Annotated in this window: 12 protein-coding genes; 3 read left to right on the top strand and 9 right to left on the bottom strand. The window is 67.2% G+C overall.

Going from position 1 to position 15,721, the window contains the following annotated elements; genetic code table 11:
- Positions 1-601: 601 nt before the first annotated feature.
- A complete protein-coding gene (locus ACX9OW_RS17040; protein ID WP_128987795.1) occupies positions 602-1,792 on the top strand; it encodes a benzoate/H(+) symporter BenE family transporter in 1,191 nt (396 codons plus the stop codon).
- Here ACX9OW_RS17040 and ACX9OW_RS17035 read toward each other — a convergent pair.
- The 5 genes from ACX9OW_RS17035 to ACX9OW_RS17015 all read right to left on the bottom strand — a co-directional run bounded on the left by ACX9OW_RS17035 (position 1,789) and on the right by ACX9OW_RS17015 (position 7,313).
- Positions 1,789-2,346 carry a DUF2628 domain-containing protein gene (locus tag ACX9OW_RS17035; protein ID WP_065176257.1) on the bottom strand — a complete coding sequence of 186 codons (558 nt, stop codon included), beginning with the start codon at positions 2,344-2,346 and terminating at the stop codon, positions 1,789-1,791. The genes ACX9OW_RS17040 and ACX9OW_RS17035 overlap by 4 nt on opposite strands.
- Positions 2,343-4,508 carry a lytic murein transglycosylase gene (locus tag ACX9OW_RS17030; protein ID WP_459062601.1) on the bottom strand — a complete coding sequence of 722 codons (2,166 nt, stop codon included), beginning with the start codon at positions 4,506-4,508 and terminating at the stop codon, positions 2,343-2,345. Before ACX9OW_RS17030 ends, ACX9OW_RS17035 begins: the two co-directional genes overlap by 4 nt.
- An 85-nt stretch (positions 4,509-4,593) precedes the next feature.
- On the bottom strand, positions 4,594-5,568 hold the full coding sequence (gene egtD, locus ACX9OW_RS17025; protein ID WP_065182156.1) for an L-histidine N(alpha)-methyltransferase: 975 nt from the start codon (positions 5,566-5,568) through the stop codon (positions 4,594-4,596).
- Positions 5,565-6,836 carry an ergothioneine biosynthesis protein EgtB gene (egtB, locus tag ACX9OW_RS17020; RefSeq protein ID WP_164151432.1) on the bottom strand — a complete coding sequence of 424 codons (1,272 nt, stop codon included), beginning with the start codon at positions 6,834-6,836 and terminating at the stop codon, positions 5,565-5,567. Before egtB ends, egtD begins: the two co-directional genes overlap by 4 nt.
- Before the next feature lie 84 nt (positions 6,837-6,920).
- Positions 6,921-7,313, bottom strand: a complete 393-nt coding sequence (locus ACX9OW_RS17015) for a YchJ family metal-binding protein (protein ID WP_180876259.1) — start codon at positions 7,311-7,313, stop codon at positions 6,921-6,923.
- Between the two features lie 81 nt (positions 7,314-7,394).
- Here ACX9OW_RS17015 and ACX9OW_RS17010 point away from each other — a divergent pair, with 81 nt between their 5' ends.
- Positions 7,395-8,174 (top strand): sulfite exporter TauE/SafE family protein, encoded by a 780-nt coding sequence (locus ACX9OW_RS17010; RefSeq protein ID WP_128987800.1) that lies wholly within the window; start codon positions 7,395-7,397, stop codon positions 8,172-8,174.
- Between the two features lie 105 nt (positions 8,175-8,279).
- Here the strand turns inward: ACX9OW_RS17010 and ACX9OW_RS17005 are convergent, their stop codons facing one another.
- The 4 genes from ACX9OW_RS17005 to folE all read right to left on the bottom strand — a co-directional run bounded on the left by ACX9OW_RS17005 (position 8,280) and on the right by folE (position 14,558).
- Complete coding sequence (locus tag ACX9OW_RS17005) at positions 8,280-11,660, bottom strand: ATP-binding protein (RefSeq protein ID WP_459062600.1); 3,381 nt, start codon at positions 11,658-11,660, stop codon at positions 8,280-8,282.
- A 16-nt stretch (positions 11,661-11,676) separates the two neighbouring features.
- Positions 11,677-12,378: a DUF4194 domain-containing protein gene (locus tag ACX9OW_RS17000; RefSeq protein WP_053520047.1), complete on the bottom strand. Its 702-nt coding sequence runs from the start codon at positions 12,376-12,378 to the stop codon at positions 11,677-11,679.
- Entirely contained in the window at positions 12,365-13,834 is a 1,470-nt protein-coding gene (locus ACX9OW_RS16995; RefSeq protein ID WP_053520046.1) for a DUF3375 domain-containing protein, read from the bottom strand. The genes ACX9OW_RS17000 and ACX9OW_RS16995 overlap by 14 nt, the downstream gene beginning before the upstream one ends.
- Positions 13,835-13,946: 112 nt before the next feature.
- A complete protein-coding gene (gene folE / locus ACX9OW_RS16990) occupies positions 13,947-14,558 on the bottom strand; it encodes a GTP cyclohydrolase I FolE (RefSeq protein WP_004141296.1) in 612 nt (203 codons plus the stop codon).
- 631 nt (positions 14,559-15,189) lie between these two features.
- On the opposite strand from folE, the gene ACX9OW_RS16985 reads away from it, so the two are divergent.
- A complete protein-coding gene (locus tag ACX9OW_RS16985; RefSeq protein WP_065174050.1) occupies positions 15,190-15,645 on the top strand; it encodes a MarR family winged helix-turn-helix transcriptional regulator in 456 nt (151 codons plus the stop codon).
- Positions 15,646-15,721 lie beyond the last annotated feature (76 nt).

Genomic DNA, 15,721 nt, shown 5'->3' with positions numbered 1-15,721 from the left:
GATGAATGATTCTGGCAACGTATCGCTTGCTTTAAAACAATTAATAGTTGCTTGATCAAACGTCTGCAAGATGGACAATCATCCTTCCTGCAGGCGCCTTCACAAGATACCTGCGCATACTTTCAAAGATCCGGGGAAGTGGCCTCAGCGCCGTTCCCGTATGCTGCGAAGTTTCCTTCGTAGCGAGCCGCCCATTATAGCCGGCTTTTCCGCTTCGTCAACACCTTTTTCAAGGTCGCCGCACCGGGGTGGGCGTTGTTGCCGGAGCTGCTTCGTCGTTGGCCCCGAGGGGCTTTCGTCGTTGCGAGCCGCCTATTATGACGGACTTTTCGAGTCCGTCAACACCCTCGTTCGATCATCTCGTCCGCTGGCGTGGCGTCGCTTCTGCGTGCTGCTTCCGGGGAAGCATCGCGCTGCAGCGAGGGAGCGAATTCTAGAGATCCTGCCGGATTCGTCAACCACTTTCTTTCAGGACAGTGACAGCGCTGGCGCTTGTACCGGCTGGTGCGTGCACTCAATGTTCCCTGCGGCGTCGCCCGCGCGTTGCGCGGGCAACGCCGCAGGCGCTATCAATGCAGGGATGCACACGGGAGAGCAGGCAATGAGTACGCAGGTGCGCCACGGATGGTGGCGGGATCTATCGATGCCGGCGATCGTCGCCGGCTTCATCACCGTACTGGTGGGCTTCGCCAGTTCGGCGGTGATCGTGTTCCAGGCCGCGCAGGCGGTCGGTGCCGATCAGGCCCATATCGCATCCTGGATGTGGGCGCTGGGACTGGGCATGGGCGTGACCTGCATCGGGCTGTCACTTCGCTATCGGGTACCGGTGGTCACCGCGTGGTCGACGCCCGGCGCCGCAATGCTGGTGGTGGGCGCCGGCGGCGCTTCGCTCTCCGAGGCGACAGGCGCGTTCCTGCTTGCTGCGGCATTGGCAATGCTGGCCGGCTTCTCCGGCATCTTCGCCAGGCTCATGCAACGTGTGCCGATGGCGCTGGCGGCGGGCATGCTGGCCGGTGTGCTGTTGCGCTTCGGCCTGGATGTGTTCGTCGCAATGGACAGCCAGAGGGTACTTGCCCTGGCGATGTTCGCGACCTGGCTGGCTGGCCGGCGCCTGTTCCCGCGTTACGCCGTGATCGCGACCCTGCTGGTTGGCATCGCGGTCGCGGCCAGCCGCGGTCTGCTGCACGCGCAGCAGCTGCAGTTGCAGCTGGCGGTCCCGCAGTGGGTGACACCTTCCCTGTCGTGGACTGCCGTGGCAGGCATCGCCCTGCCCCTGTTCGTGGTGACCATGGCCTCGCAGAACATTCCCGGCGTCGCCGTGATGCGCGCCTCCGGCTACGACGCCCCGGTATCGCCGCTGATCGGCTGGATCGGCGTGGTCAACACGGTACTGGCCCCCTTCGGTGCCTATGCGCTGAACCTGGCCGCGATCACCGCAGCCATCTGCATGGGCCGCGATGCCCATGAGGATCCTGCCCGGCGCTACACCGCGGCGATGGCGGCAGGTGTGTTCTACATCGTCATCGGCCTGTTCGGCGCCACCGTGGCCGCACTGTTCGCCGCGTTCCCGCGGGAGCTGGTGGCCTGCGTGGCTGGCATCGCACTGTTCGGCACCATCGGCAACAGCCTCGCCAGCGCACTGGCGGTGGAGCGCGACCGCGAGGCGGCACTGGTCACCTTCCTGGTCACTGCGTCGGGGATGTCGCTGGCCGGTATCGGTTCCGCCTTCTGGGGGCTGGTCGCTGGCGCGCTGTGCCTGCTGGTCCTGCGGCCACGTGAGCCCCGCAGCTAGGCGCCACCGAAGAGGTCCAACGCCTGCAGTGCGACGCTGAACGCGATGCCCAGGCCCAGGGCCAGCCGGCTGACGCCGCTGCGCCGGTCGATATAGGCCTCGACGCGTGCGCCGTCACCCGCGCCGGCGGCTTCGGCGCGGGCGATCACCGCCCTGCAGCGGCGCAGATACAGCGCATTGGCCGCCAGTGACACTGCGATCTTCAAGGCCAACGTCAACCCCCATATCGCCGCGTCGTCCATTCCGGCCAGCACGATGGCGGCACCCCCCACCATGCTGATCAGGACGTAGGCCACCGCCATGCCGTACATACGCCGGTACAGCAGCCACTTGAAGTCGAACAGGAACGCGGCCCAGTTCCAGGGACGCGGCCAGCCCGGCGGATCCCGACGCAGCCGCCACAACTCGGCATAGACAGCGAAGTTGTCGGCCACCACGCGGGCGAGCCGTGGATGACGGTCATAGACCGCCATTGCGGCGTCCAGGCTCGACGGCGCATCGCCGGCAACCGGCGCAGCGTAGGGATTGCCATCCGTGGCGGGATGTCCACTCACAGTGGCGAGCTGGACAAGGTCTGTACCAGCACGTGGCGACCGGCCGGTGCGATGGTGATCACGTCGGGCCCGGCATTGGCCGCTTCCAGGCAGACGTAATCGCGCCAGCCGTCTCCCACGTCGGCCATCTTCGCTGCCGCTTCCGCGCCAGGATTCCAGGCCACGAGCGAGCGGCTGCCTTCGGTACGGATCGTGATGCGACGCTTCAGCACCGGATCGCGCAGGACGTAGTGGCCATCTGCCCCGGTATAGATGCGGTCACTGCGGCCCGGGTCGCGCGGATCGCGCAGGGACCACGGGCCCTGCTGGCGCCGCGCCTGTGCATAGTTCTCGAACTTGTCCAGATACTCCAGCCCGTCCACGCCATCGACTTCGACCTTGCTGGCATCGCCCACGCGGAAGTAGTTGTGCAGCGCCTGGGTGATCGTCACCGGCACGGTGCCAGGATTGTCGGTCATCAGCTGCTGCCGTAGTTCACGGCCGATGCGCACGGTCATGGCCAGGCGCAGAGCGAGGTTGTCCAATGCAGGGGGAGCCAATACGAGTTCGATGCTGCCGTCGTCCAGCCGGCGGGCCTCCTTCAGCTCCCACGGCAGGGTGCGCACGAAACCATGCGCGGGCACATCGTCGCCTTGCCCCTGTCGCCCGAAATACGGCCAGCACACCGGGCTGCCGCCGCGGATGGGGGTCGGCAATGCGGCACGGCGTGGCGAAAGCCACAGCAGATCGGGCTGCCCCTTGGGTACGAAGGAGAGCAGCTGGCCGCCGAACACACTGATGGCTGCGGTGGCCTGGGGGGTTTCCACCAGCCAGGCATCAAGCCCCTGGAACTGGCCACTGCGTACGCCCTGGATCTGTTGCACGTTGGATCGACTCCGTATGGCCGGCGACTGCACGGCACTGTAGTTGCTGGGAAGCGTGAAGCGGGTGGAGGCCACCGCAGGCGGCGGCGCGCTCTGCAGCGCGCGCAGGATGCGTTGGCCGGCTCGTCCATCGGCCGTGCTCCATCCCAGGCGGCGCTGTTCGGCCTGGATCGCCCGGCGGCTGGCTGTGCCGATCATGCCATCAGCGGTACCGATATCATGCCCCCGCGCCAGCAGCAGGGTCTGCAGCTGACGGCGCTCATCACGGCCCAGCCCGGGGTCATCGGTCGGCCAGGCGGTGGCCAGGCCGCTGCCGCCGCGCAGGCGATCAGCCAGCGTCGCGATCGCCAGCGCATAGCTTTCGGCGGCGTTGTAGCTGTAGATCGCATCGTAGTTGCGGAACACCAGCAGGGCCGGCCCCTTGATGCCGGCGGGCAGCAGCAGTGCCGCCCGCGCGTCGGCAGCCAGACCCGCCGGAGCCAGCGCGCTGCCGTCCAGCGCTGTCACGCCCTGCGTACGCCATTCAGCCAGTGACCGGCGTTGGGTACGGCCGGCCAGGCTGGTATTGAAGCCGTCGGCAACACGCACCTCCATGCCCCACGGTTCTCCCGTGCGCCAGCCGGCGCGCTTGAGGTAGTTGGCGGTAGACGCCAGTGCGTCGGGAATGCTGCCGACCAGGTCACGGCGACCGTCGCCATCGCCGTCGACGGCGATGCGTGCGTAGGTGCTGGGCATGAACTGCGTATGGCCGAACGCGCCGGCCCAGGACCCGGTCAGATCTTGAGCCTGCAGATCACCTCGATCGATCAGCGTGAGCAGGGCCAGCAGTTCGCCACGGAAGAACGCCTGCCGCCGGCCGGCGCAGGACAGCGTCGCCAGCGACTGCAGCAGCGGACGCTTGCCGAATACACGGCCATAGTCGCTCTCCACGCCCCAGACGGCGACGATGGTGACCGGATCGACGCCATACTGCGCGGCGATGCGATCAAGCAGGTCGCGGTGCTGCTGCAGCATGGCCCGTCCATCGTCGACGCGCTGGCGGTCCACCAGTGCAGCCAGGTAGTCCCAGATCGGGGTGGAGAATTCGGGCTGCGCATCCAGCAAGCCGAGCACGCTGGGATCAGGACGCAGGTCGGCGGTGATCGCACCGAAGCGGTCTGCGGCAATGCCCTGGGTAGCTGCCGTTGCCTGCAGCTGTGCCAGACACCGGGTGAACGCGGGATCGGGCGGGGTCAGGTCGGGCGCCGTTGACGGCGCGGCCAGTGCCGCGGCCAGGCCGAGTGCGGTCAGGGTGGGCATGGCGTCCTCCGTGTTGCCGGTGCTGACACCATACTAGAGGCTGAGCGACCGGCGATGCTGAAGCAGTTGCCGGCCGTTGGCCTCTCTAGAGCGTACGCAGCAGCCGCAGGCCGTAAGCTGGACTGTCAGCGTCCCAGCGCTGCGCAACCTGCAGGCCGGCCTGCCGCACCAGCGCATCAAAGCCATCATCGGTGTACTTGTGGCTGTACTCGACGCGGATCGCCTCACCGGCCTCGAAGTGGAAGGTGCGGCCATCGAGGTGGACGTCCTGTGCCCGCTGGCTGACCAGATCGGTCTCGATGCGCAGACGTTCGGTGCTGTAACGGGCACGGTGGCGGAAGCCGTCCAGATCGAAGTCGCTGCCCACCTCACGGTTGAGGCGGACGAGCAGGTTGAGGGTGAATGCCGCGGTGATGCCTTCGGCATCGTTGTAGGCGGCTTCGATCAGCGCGGGGTCCTTGTGCAGGTCGATGCCGATCAGGGCCAGGCCGTGGTCACCCATGGTCTGACGCATGGCCCGCAGCAGGTCGAGGGCGTCCTCGCCGGCGAAGTTGCCGAGCGTGGACCCCGGGAAGAACAGCAGGCGCCGCGCGGGCTCGCGCTCCGGTGCGGGCACGTCCACCGGCCGGGTGAAATCAGCGCAGACCGGCAGCATTTCCACGTCGGGAAGCGCGGGAGCGAGGTGATCGATGCTCGACAGCAGCGCCGCCCGGGAGATCTCGATGGGGGTGTAGGCCACGGGATCCTGCAGCGCGGCCAGCAACAGCGCGGTCTTGCGACCACTGCCGCTGCCCAGCTCGACCACGTGCAGGCGCGGGCCCACCACGCGTGCGATATCCGGCAGCACCCGATTCAACAGGGCCAGCTCGGTGCGCGTGGGGTAGTACTCCGGCGTGTGGGTGATCTGTTCGAACAGGCGTGATCCGCGCGCATCATAGAAGTACTTCGACGGCAGCTGGCGCGCCGTGCGCGACAGTCCGGCCAGTGTGTCGGCGAGGATCTGCTCGCGGCTGGGCGTCAGATCGGTCAGCGCCTGCAGCGCATCCTGTACGGTGCTCACGGCAGATCCCTCGCCAGGCGCAGGCCGGAGAACTGCCAGCGCGCAGGTGGCATGAAGAAGTTGCGGTAGCTGGCGCGCACATGCCCGCGCGGGGTGGCACAGCTGCCGCCGCGCAGGACCCACTGCCCGCACATGAACTTGCCGTTGTACTCACCCAGGTTGCCGGCGAACGGACGGAAACCGGGGTATGCGCCATAAGCGCTGCCGGTCCATTCCCAGACGTCGCCGAACAGCTGCCGCAGTCCCCTGCCCTGCGCGGCAGCGGGATGCAGATGATCGTCCTCGGCGAAATGGCCGGCGATCGGCTGCGACGTCGCGGCGGCCTCCCACTCGAATTCGCTGGGCAGGCGCGCACCGGCCCAGCGGGCATACGCATCGGCTTCGTAGTAGCTGAGATGGCACACCGGCGCATGCGCGTCGAGGTCGCGCCAGCCGCCGAGCGTGTATTCGCGCTGGAGGGCGTCATCCCAATAGAGTGGATGCTGCCAGTCCTCGCTTTCGCGCAGAGCCCAGCCCTCACTGAGCCACCAGCGCGGATCGCGGTAACCGCCGGCTTCGACGAAGTCCCGGTACTCCGCGTTGCAGACCGGTCGATCAGCCAGCATGTGGGCCGGCAACAGCACGCGATGCGGTGGCGATTCGTTGTCGTAGGCGAAGGTAGCGTGCTGTGGCCACGCCGGTGCGCCGACGGTGACGATGCGCTCGGGAGATTCGATCCAGCCCAGCGGACTGGCTACGCTGACGGCGGCGCGCAGGTCCTGGCGGTAGGGCGGATGCAGCGGATTGCACCAGAGCGCGTGCTTGATGTCGGTCAGCAGCAGCTCCTGGTGCTGCTGCTCGTGCTGCAGGCCCAGCTGGAGATGCTGCAGGGCTTCATCGTCAAGATCGCCATCGCGGAGACGCGTCAGGAGGTGTGCATCGACCTGCTGCCGGTAATCGAGTACCTGCTGAAGCGACGGGCGCGAGAGCAGGCCACGCTGCGGCCTGGCATGCGCCGGTCCAATACTCTTGTAGTAGCTGTTGAACAGGTAGTCCCACGCGGGGTCACGTGCCGGTGCGCCGGATAGACCGGCCAGCACGAAGCGGTCGAAGAACCACGTGGTGTGCGCCAGATGCCATTTGCTCGGGCTGGCGTCCGCCATGCTCTGCAGCATGGCGTCTTCGGCACTGAGCGGTTCGGCCAGCAGCACGCTGCGGGCGCGCGTCTGCGCATAGCGGTGGGCGAGTTCACGCTGCGGAGCAGCGACGGCGACGGTAGCGCTGTCCATGCAGCCAGCATCCAGCGGTGCGGGTGAGCGCAACGTCATGGCGTGACATCGCGCCGTTCACATCGATGCCGTCGCGTAACCGGTTCAGATCGCGTCGAGGTAGTACCAGCGTCCGTCGATGCGCTCGAACCGGCTGCGCTCGTTCATTTTCACCGCACTGCCGCCGCCCACCCGGTAGCGGGCGGTGAATCGCACTTCGGCATGGTCGGGCCCATTCACCTGGTGCTCGTGGACGGTCAGGCCAAGCCAGTGCGTCCGCTGGCCGGGCGCCTCGTCCAGTGACAGTTCGGCGGGACGGGTGGCCGGATGCCAGGTGGCCCGCAGGTAGTCGGCCAGACCACGTACGTACGCGCTGTAGCGCGAGCGCATCAGGCGCTCGGCGTCCGGTGCGGGCTCGCCGGCATGGAAGCGGCCGCAGCAGTCGGCGTAGTCCGTGGCGAGGCCACAGGGGCAGGAATCGGCAGGGTTTCGGCTCATGGGGGTATTGTCGCTCGAGTCACGTCGGGCATCCATCGGCGATAGGCGTATGCTGTCGCGCCCCCACATTGAATGATCCCCGTGCTGGAACTGGTTCCCCCCGAGTTGTGGTGGCTGGTGGTGATCGCCTTCATTGCCGGCCTGGTCGATGCTGCCGTGGGTGGAGGGGGACTGGTACAGCTGCCCGGCCTGTTCACCGTGCTGCCCCAGCAGACGCCGGCGATGCTGTTCGGTACCAACAAGTTCAGTTCGATGTTCGGCACGGCGGCGGCGGCGTGGCGCTATGCACGCAACGTGCGGTTCCCCTGGAAGCCGGTACTGTTCGCCGCGGGCACGGCATTCGTGTTCTCGTTCGCCGGGGCTACGGCGGTGAGCCTGCTGCCCAAGGATGCCGTGCGGCCGCTGGTGCTGGTGCTGCTGGTGGCGATGCTGGCCTACACCCTGTGGAAGAAGGATTTCGGCGCGCTGCACCGGCCGCAGGAGATCGGCCGGCGCGAACTGACCATCGCGCTGGTGATCGGCGCTGCGATCGGCTTCTACGATGGATTCTTCGGGCCAGGCACCGGCAGCTTCCTGATCTTCCTGTTCGTGCGCTTCTTCGGCCTGGACTTCCTGCGTGCGTCGGCCGCATCGAAGGTCGTGAACCTGGCGACGAACATGGCGGCGATCTCGTTCTTCGTGCCGACCGGCAACATCCTGTGGTTGTTCGCGCTGCCGATGGCCACGGCCAACATCATCGGTTCGGTGGTCGGCACGCGGCTGGCACTGAAAGGCGGCACGCCGTTCATCCGCAAACTGTTCGTGGGCCTGGTGGTAGTGCTGATCGCGCGGATGGGCTGGGATACGTTCGGCGGTTCGTGAGGGACGTTATGAAATGGTAGGTGCCAACCTTGGTTGGCACGTTGTTTCAGGTCGCGAAGAGCAGCCGAGCATGGCTCGGCTCTACAGGTGGATTGCCCGAGGCGGTCAGGCTTCGGCTTCCTCCGGTTCATTGGCCTGCTGGCGGCTGCGCTCGGGCAGCTTCAGGCGCCTTCCTTCTTCGTCGTACTCGATCAGCAGCACGCCCGAATCGTGGCGGCCGCTGATCTCGACGAAGCAGGCACCACCGATGAAGGGCTCCAGGGTCATCACCGACTTCAGCGGCGTGGCGACCACCATCTGGAAACCGAAGTTGTCGAAGATGTTCATCGCCAGCGCGGTGAACTCGTTGTCGGCCTTGTCGAAGGCCTCGTCGAGCACGACCGCCGCGTAACTGGGCAGCTGGCTGTCAGCGCCGCCGAGCTGGTAACGCAGCGCTGCGGCCAGGCAGGTGGTGGCGAGCTTCTGCCGCTGGCCACCGGACTTGCCGGCGCCGCTGCGGTAGATCTCGACCTGCTGGCGCGTTTCCGCATCGAGTTCGACGCCGATGAACTCCACGTGCATGCGCACGTCCAGGACCAGCTCGCGCCAGCGCTTGTCCTCACCTTCCTGCGAACCCAGGCGGTTGACCAGCTGGCGCAGCACGGTGAACTGTGACTCCGCCAGTTCACGCTGCTCGGTCTGCTGCTGCGACAGCACTTCGCGCAGCTGCAGCTGGAACTCCAGCACTTCCGGCAGCCGGCGGTCGCTCAATTCGATGGTCAGCAGGGTGCCCCGGTTGAACGGCACCTGCTCCAGGCTGGCGTTGACTTCGTCCAGGCGCTGGCCGATCGACTTGCGGGCCTCGGCGCTGTGGCGCTGCAGGGCCAGCAGGTTGTTCTTGCTCTGGTTCTGCAGCAGATCGAAGAAGCGTTCCTCATGCTGCGGCAGGCCATCGCGTTCGAGACGGTCGAGGCGGGCGAGGAAGTCCTCGGCCGACGCCACCGATGCGGTGAAGTCGCCGGATTCTTCCGGCCACTGCTGGATGAAGCGGCGGAAGCAGCCGACCAGCTGGTTTTCGATACGGTTGAGGTCCTGCTGCGAGGACGACAACTGTTCGTTCAGCGCATTGCTGACCTGGCGCATGTGCGCTTCCAGCGTTTCCAGGCTGAGCGGGCCCTGTTGCTGCAACCGCTCTGCCAGGCCGCTCTCCTGCGCTTCGGCCAGCGTTGGCAGCACCAGCGCGCGGCTCTGCTGGCGCGCGCGGTCGAGGCGGTCACGTTCCCGGACCAGCTGGCCGCGCTCGACACGGACATCCTCATAGGTGCGGCGGGCCTGCTCGATGTCGGCGCGCACGGCGTCGATCTGCTGTGCCAGCCTGGCCAGGTCGGCATTGCCTTCGCGCAGGTCGCGCAGGCTGGCTTCGATGTCGGTCAGGCGCTGCTGGGGCGCGGCGACGTCGATCTCGTTCCATTGGATACCCGCGAGCTCGTGGCAGGCCAGGCGGCGCTCGTTGTCACGATCGCGCTGGCCACGCAGGCTCGCGATATCGGTCTCGCAGCTGGCGATGCGCTTGGCCAGTTCCTGCGCCTCGCGTTCGAACGCACCGACCTTGTCGTGATTGTTGAAACCGAGAATCCAGCGACGGCGGTCGCCCACGGCACTGCGGTCGTCCTTCTCGAAGCGGTCGCCCGGATGCTTGACCTGGCCTTCGCGGGTGATGCCGCGGTCGACGTTGCGCAGCTGTCTGGCATCCACGCATTCGTAGTCGAATCGCTTGCCCAGCTCACGCCGCAGCCAGCTCTCGAACACGTGGTCGCGCAGCTCCAGCTTGTGCAGCAGCGACTTCGCCGATGGTTCGCGGGCGAACGCCTCCTCGTTGCGGCGCACGCGGTAGTAGGTGAAGCGCATGCCGAGGTGGGTGCGGTTCACCCAGTCGGCAACCGCGTTGTAGTGCTTGTCGTCAACCAGCAGCGACAGCGCGAAGCCACCCAGCACGCGTTCGATCGCACCCTGCCAGCCCTGTTCCTCGGAGCGGACCTGGATCAGCTCGCCGACGAACGGCAACGCCACTTCGGAAATGCCGGTCTCTTCCGCCAACCGTGCACGCAGCTTCTGCATCGGCGCCGGGATGTTGGAGGGCGTGCGCTGCATCGCGTCAAGTTCGAGGCGAACTTCAGCGAAGCGACGCTCGTCATCGCGCTTGCCACCGAGGCGCTCGCTGATGGCATCGTCCAGCGAGGCCGAAGCGCGCTGGCGATCCTGCAGTTCGTTCTGCGCACGCTCGACCAGTTCGGCGAAGCCATGGGCGTCGTCGGGCAGTTCGGCCTGCAGTTTCCGTGCGGCTTCCTGCGCCTGGTCGCGCTTGGCCTTGCGGCGGTCGCGCTCGGCTTCGGCGCGGCCCTGCTCGCGCTCCAGCTCTTCGATGCGCTCGCCGCCCTGCTGACGCCGCTGCAGTTCCAGCTCGGCCAGGCGTTCGCTGTGGTTGTCCAGCGCAGCGCGGCGCTGCGCCTCTTCCCCGAGCAGGCCACGGTCACGCACGTCCATCTCGCGCAGGCGCGCTTCGATCAGCGCCTGACGGCGGCTCTCGCGGAAACTGTCGACGCCCAGCTTGAGCGCCTCGTCGTCACCGCGCTGCCGGTGCATTTCCTTCAGATCGGCGTAATAGGCGCGCGCCGGCAACAGCGTCTCCACCTGGCGACGGGCGGTGACCACCGCCTGATGGGCCCCGTCAAGCTCGGCGAAATCACTCACCAGGCGCTCGGCGGCGTCGAACGTCTTCGGCGTGTCGAGCATGAAGTCGCGCAGGAAGACGTTGAGATCACCCAGGTTCTTCGCTGATTGCGTCTTGTGCAGCAGGCGCAGCGCCATCTCGTTGTCGATGCCGAGCAGGTCGCGGAAGCGCTCGGCATAGCCGGAGAAGGTGTCGAAGTGGTGGACGTCGGCCAGCTTCTGCTTGAGCTTGCGCAGGTCCAGATCGAAGCCGCCCAGATCCTTGGCGATGTCGAACGGACGCTCGGCGATCATGTAGTGCTTGCGCACGTCGCCGGCCGAGGTGCCGTTGCCGGAGATCCACAACAGGCGCACCAGGCTGACCACGCGGCCGTCGCCGGCGCGGTACTCCAGCACCAGTGCGGTCCAGGTCGCACCCTTGCGCAGGTACTGCGTGGCAATCTCGCCGGTGCCACTGTCCTGTTGGTCGGCCCACGCGCCGCGCACGTAGGACACCAGGTTGCGGTCGCGGCCACTGCGCTCGGCTTCGCGTGCGGCCGCGTTGAAGTCGACGATGGCCGGCGGCGTCAGCAGCGCGGACATGGCATCGAGCAGGGTCGACTTGCCCGAGCCGGAACGGCCGACGAACAGGAAGCCGCGCTCGGCGATCGGTACTTCGGTCAGGCCGTTGAAGGTGCCCCAGTTGTGCACCTGCAGGCGGCGCATGCGGAACTGCTGCAGGCGGGGGTCCGGCAGGCCTTCATTGAACAGGGCGGGGGTGTGCTTGGAAATGGCCATGCGGTGTTCGGGTCTCTCAGGCTTCGGCGGCCGGGGTTTCGCGCAGCTGGCGGTACACTGCCGAAAGCTGGGACACGTCTTCGGCGGAGAACAGCAGCTTCAGCGCCGGCGAGACTTCGTGGCGGTCGTCCTGGCCGCTCAGACGGGTCAGGATGTGGTTGTCCTTCATTTTCTGCACGGCCGATGCAACGCGGCGATTGAAGCCGGCGCGGTCGGTGGACAGGTTCTTCTCGTAGATGGCCAGTGCTTCGGCCATCTCGGCGTCGGCGACCACCGCGCGGTTGCCGCGCGCGTCGGCCTCAGCCAGCTGCTGGCGCAGGAACAACAACAGCACCGAGTCGATGAAGGTCAGCGGCGAGGTCCGCAGCAGTACCGGTGCATCGACGTCTTCGGTGTCGGCCTGGCGGGTGAATGCCACACCGCTTTCGCGGTCGAGCACCAGTTCCAGGAACAGGTCGGACAGCGCTGAACGGATGCCCGCCTCGCTGCGCACCAGTGCCGGCCACAGCTTGGCGTGGCGCAGCTGGTCGATGCTGGGACCGATCAGCAGCTGGCACAGCGCGCGCCGGGCATCCAGCGGCAGGCGGCCGGTATCACCCAGGTAGTACACGCTGTTGCCGCGCCGTGGCTGCGCTTCGAGCATCGCCGGCTCGGCCTCGTAGGCGTCCTCAGCCTGGTCGGCAGACGGTGCTTCGATGGGGTCTTCATGCCAGCTCATGGCGTCTCTCCTGGGTGAACCAAACCAGCGGGATGCGTGCGCGGCGCAGTTGGCCGTCGCCGCCACGCCATTCGGCGAGCTCCTGTTCGCCAGCGACCACGCTGCCGAAGCGCGTGCCCAGCGACAGGTAGCCGATGACGCTGCCCAGGCCCTGCGGCGCTTCGCGCTGCGACAGCGCCTGGGCGATGCTGAGCCGCGGCTGTGCATCGAGCAGGTCGTGCAGGTCGCGGCGCAGGGTGCGGAAATCGATTTCGGACGAGGCCACCAGATCACCGACGCTCTCCAGGCTGATGCTGGCCGCGTCGTTGTACTCGACATTGCCATCGACCTGGGCACTGCGGGGGTCGTGCAGCTTCCACTGCGACCACGAACGCAGCCGGCTGGTCGTCAACTGCAGGTCACGACCGATCGTGCGCTGGGCCGGGAACTCGTCGCGCAGAGCCAGCGCTTCGGACTGGGCCTGCTTCAGCAGCTGATTGAGGCGACGCTGTTCAAGATAGCCGCGGCTCTGCACGAAGCCACGCAGGCTGCGCGCGAAATTCTGCAGGACATCGTGTACCTGGCCGCCGCGTTCAAGCATGGTGCTGGTGAAGCTGCGCAGGAAGTTGCGCTCGTTGCGATCCAGGCGGCGTGCAAAGCCGCGTGCCAGCACGGCTTCCAGCGCGGCATCGAGCTGCGCGCTCTGCTCGGCATCATTGAGCAGGCGCCAGAATGCCTGGAAGCTGCGGCCGGCATCGCTTTCGCCGATCACGTCCACACCCTCGAACAGCTGCGACAGCACATCGCCACGTTCGCCTTCGTCATCGATGATGCGCTCGCGGAACTCCCGGTTGAGCTGCTCGAAGCCGTCGCGCACCCGGCGGAAGTCTTCGGTCAGCTCGTCGGCGAGACCGATGATCTGGCGGGCGCGCTCCAGTGCACGCTTGCCGTCCAGGGCGACCACACGACCGGCGCTGACCCGCGCGATCTCGGCGTCGATGCGGTCGCGCTCGTCGCGCAGCGCAGACAGGCGTGCGTCGGGGTCGGATTCGGTCTGTGCAGCCAGCTGCGAGAGCTGTTCGATGACCAGTGCCAGGCGGCTCTCGGTGGCGGCCACGCGCGCCTGCTCGAGGCTGTCGGCGAAGCGGATCGCCTGCAGGGCCTGGGTCGACAGTTCGTACTGCTCCTGGTCGGCACCCTCGGGCAACCGCCGCTCCAGCCAGCCCTGGGACAGCCAGTGTGCGATGTAGGCCTGCGCCGTGCGCGGCAGGTCACGGGCCAGTTCGTCCCCATTGAGCTGGTCCAGCGCGCGCTGCAGGCGCTCGTTGAGCACCGAGGACGGCAAGGTGCGTTCGCCGTCCATCAGCAGGCTCTGCAGCAGACCGATGATTTCGGGCGCATGGTCGGCGGCAAGCAGCTTCCATTGGGGCTGTTCGCGCAGGTGACGGTAGCGGGAGATGCGTTCGCGATGCTTCATGCAGCGAGGGGATCGGGAAAGACAGGCGGCTGCGGGCAGCCACGCACGGCCGTCGCGGGGACAGCCGTGGGCAGGCCGGCCACCATGGGCCGGCGGTGCGGGGAGAAGCGGCTCAGCGCTTGCCGCCCACTTCGATGAAGCGCAGGAACTCGGCGCGGGTACGCGCATCGTCGCGGAAGCTGCCGAGCATCTTGGAGGTGACCATGCTGACGCCACGCTTGTGGATGCCGCGGGTGGTCATGCACTCGTGGGCCCCTTCGACGACCACGCCGACGCCGATCGGCTGCAGCACATCCTGGATGCACTGGGCGATCTGCGCCGTCATCTTTTCCTGCACCTGGAAACGGCGGGCATAGGCCTCGACGACGCGCGCCAGCTTGCTGATGCCCACCACCTTGCCGGCCGGCAGGTAGCCGACATGCACGCGGCCGATGATCGGCGCCATGTGGTGCTCGCAGTGGCTTTCGTACTCGATGTCACGCAGGACGATCAGTTCGTCGTAACCGGCGACTTCCTCGAAGGTCCGCTCCATGTAGGCGCGCGGGTCATCGCGGTAACCGCTGAACCAGTCGCCGTAGGCTTCGGCGACGCGGCGGGGGGTGTCCAGAAGGCCTTCGCGGGACGGGTCCTCTCCGGCCCAGCGCAGCAGGGTGCGCACGGCATCCTCGGCCTGGTCCTGGGTCACGTCGCCCTGCGGGGCGGCCTTTTCGTTGTTCTTGCTCATTGCGTACAGCGTCCCGAACGGGGGGCGAGCATCGTACCTGACCGGGGGGTGGGTCGTCCTGTGGGGATGGTTCATCGGGGGTTCTTCCGGCGCCTCGTGGCTGCTGAGCGAGAGGGGGAAGGGGCAGGCCGGGCAGGACACGCCGCAAGTACGTCCCTGTAGGCTCGGCCACGGCATCCATGCCGTGGACGGTCCTGCCCGGCCTGCCCCTCCCCTCTCCGACAGTTTCCTGCTGGCGCGGTCGGCCCCCCGAAAGCGGGGTCAAAAGCGGGGGTTGATGGCTTCGGAAGCGGCGCGCCGCTGCCCTGGTGGGTGCGGACCGTTGGTCCGCACTGCTTCTGCTCTTGCCTTTAAGGAGCCAACCCACCGCGTTCGCGGGATGTTGGGCGGGTGGCGGAGGACCGGGGGGTGGGTCGTCCTGTGGGGACGGTTCATCGCGCGCCGGCAGGCGGGGTCGCAGGCCGACGCTCATGACCCCGGAACGTGCTGTGGTAGCGCCGGGCCATGCCCGGCGAGCGGCAGGGTGCCCCGTCCACAGAGCCCGCCGGGCACGGCCGGGCGCTACCGCAATGGGGCGCCCATTCAGCAAGTACTATTGATAGGAATGAAATTAGTAGTATCCTATCTATCTATGGACCGCCCCCTCGACGAGCGCACCGTGCTGCAGATGCAGCTCAGCTCCGGCCTGCTGTATGCAGGGCGGCAGTGGCAGCGCTTGGCCGACAGCCGGCTGGGCAGCTACGGGATCTCCACCGCCTGCACCATGCCCCTGCTGATGATCGGCCGCTCCGGCGGCGGCATCCGCCAGGTCGCCCTGGCCCAGCAGCTGGGCATGGAGGGGCCTTCGCTGGTACGCCTGCTGGACAAGCTCTGTGCCAGCGACCTGGTCCGCCGTGAAAGTGATGCAAGCGACCGTCGCGCCAACCTGCTGTGGCTGACCGAGGCCGGCCAGGCGCTGGTGCAGGAACTTGAAGATCAGTTGATCGACCTGCGTCAGGACGTGTTCGGCGCGCTTTCCATGGATGAACTGCACGCCGTGCTGAAGGCATGGCGCCTGCTGGCCGAGGCCGCCGACCGCATCACGTGAGACCGATGTCCCCGGATGCCGCCGCTGCCGTTGCCACGCCAGCGGCTGTCACCCGTTGTTGTTGTGCCGTTGTTCC

Source organism: Stenotrophomonas genospecies 5, from assembly GCF_054473825.1.
Note: the sequence above shows the minus strand (reverse complement) of the source record. Positions and strands in the feature narration are given on the sequence as shown.

Bases quoted from the DNA above. Each gene is read 5' to 3' on its own strand.
- ACX9OW_RS17015 (WP_180876259.1), bottom strand. From the start codon at position 7,313: ATGAGCCGAAACCCTGCCGATTCCTGCCCCTGTGGCCTCGCCACGGAC.
- ACX9OW_RS17040 (WP_128987795.1), top strand. From the start codon at position 602: ATGAGTACGCAGGTGCGCCACGGATGGTGGCGGGATCTATCGATGCCG.
- ACX9OW_RS17030 (WP_459062601.1), bottom strand. From the start codon at position 4,508: ATGCCCACCCTGACCGCACTCGGCCTGGCCGCGGCACTGGCCGCGCCG.
- ACX9OW_RS17000 (WP_053520047.1), bottom strand. From the start codon at position 12,378: ATGAGCTGGCATGAAGACCCCATCGAAGCACCGTCTGCCGACCAGGCT.
- folE (WP_004141296.1), bottom strand. From the start codon at position 14,558: ATGAGCAAGAACAACGAAAAGGCCGCCCCGCAGGGCGACGTGACCCAG.
- ACX9OW_RS16995 (WP_053520046.1), bottom strand. From the start codon at position 13,834: ATGAAGCATCGCGAACGCATCTCCCGCTACCGTCACCTGCGCGAACAG.
- ACX9OW_RS17005 (WP_459062600.1), bottom strand. From the start codon at position 11,660: ATGGCCATTTCCAAGCACACCCCCGCCCTGTTCAATGAAGGCCTGCCG.
- egtB (WP_164151432.1), bottom strand. From the start codon at position 6,836: ATGGACAGCGCTACCGTCGCCGTCGCTGCTCCGCAGCGTGAACTCGCC.
- ACX9OW_RS16985 (WP_065174050.1), top strand. From the start codon at position 15,190: ATGGACCGCCCCCTCGACGAGCGCACCGTGCTGCAGATGCAGCTCAGC.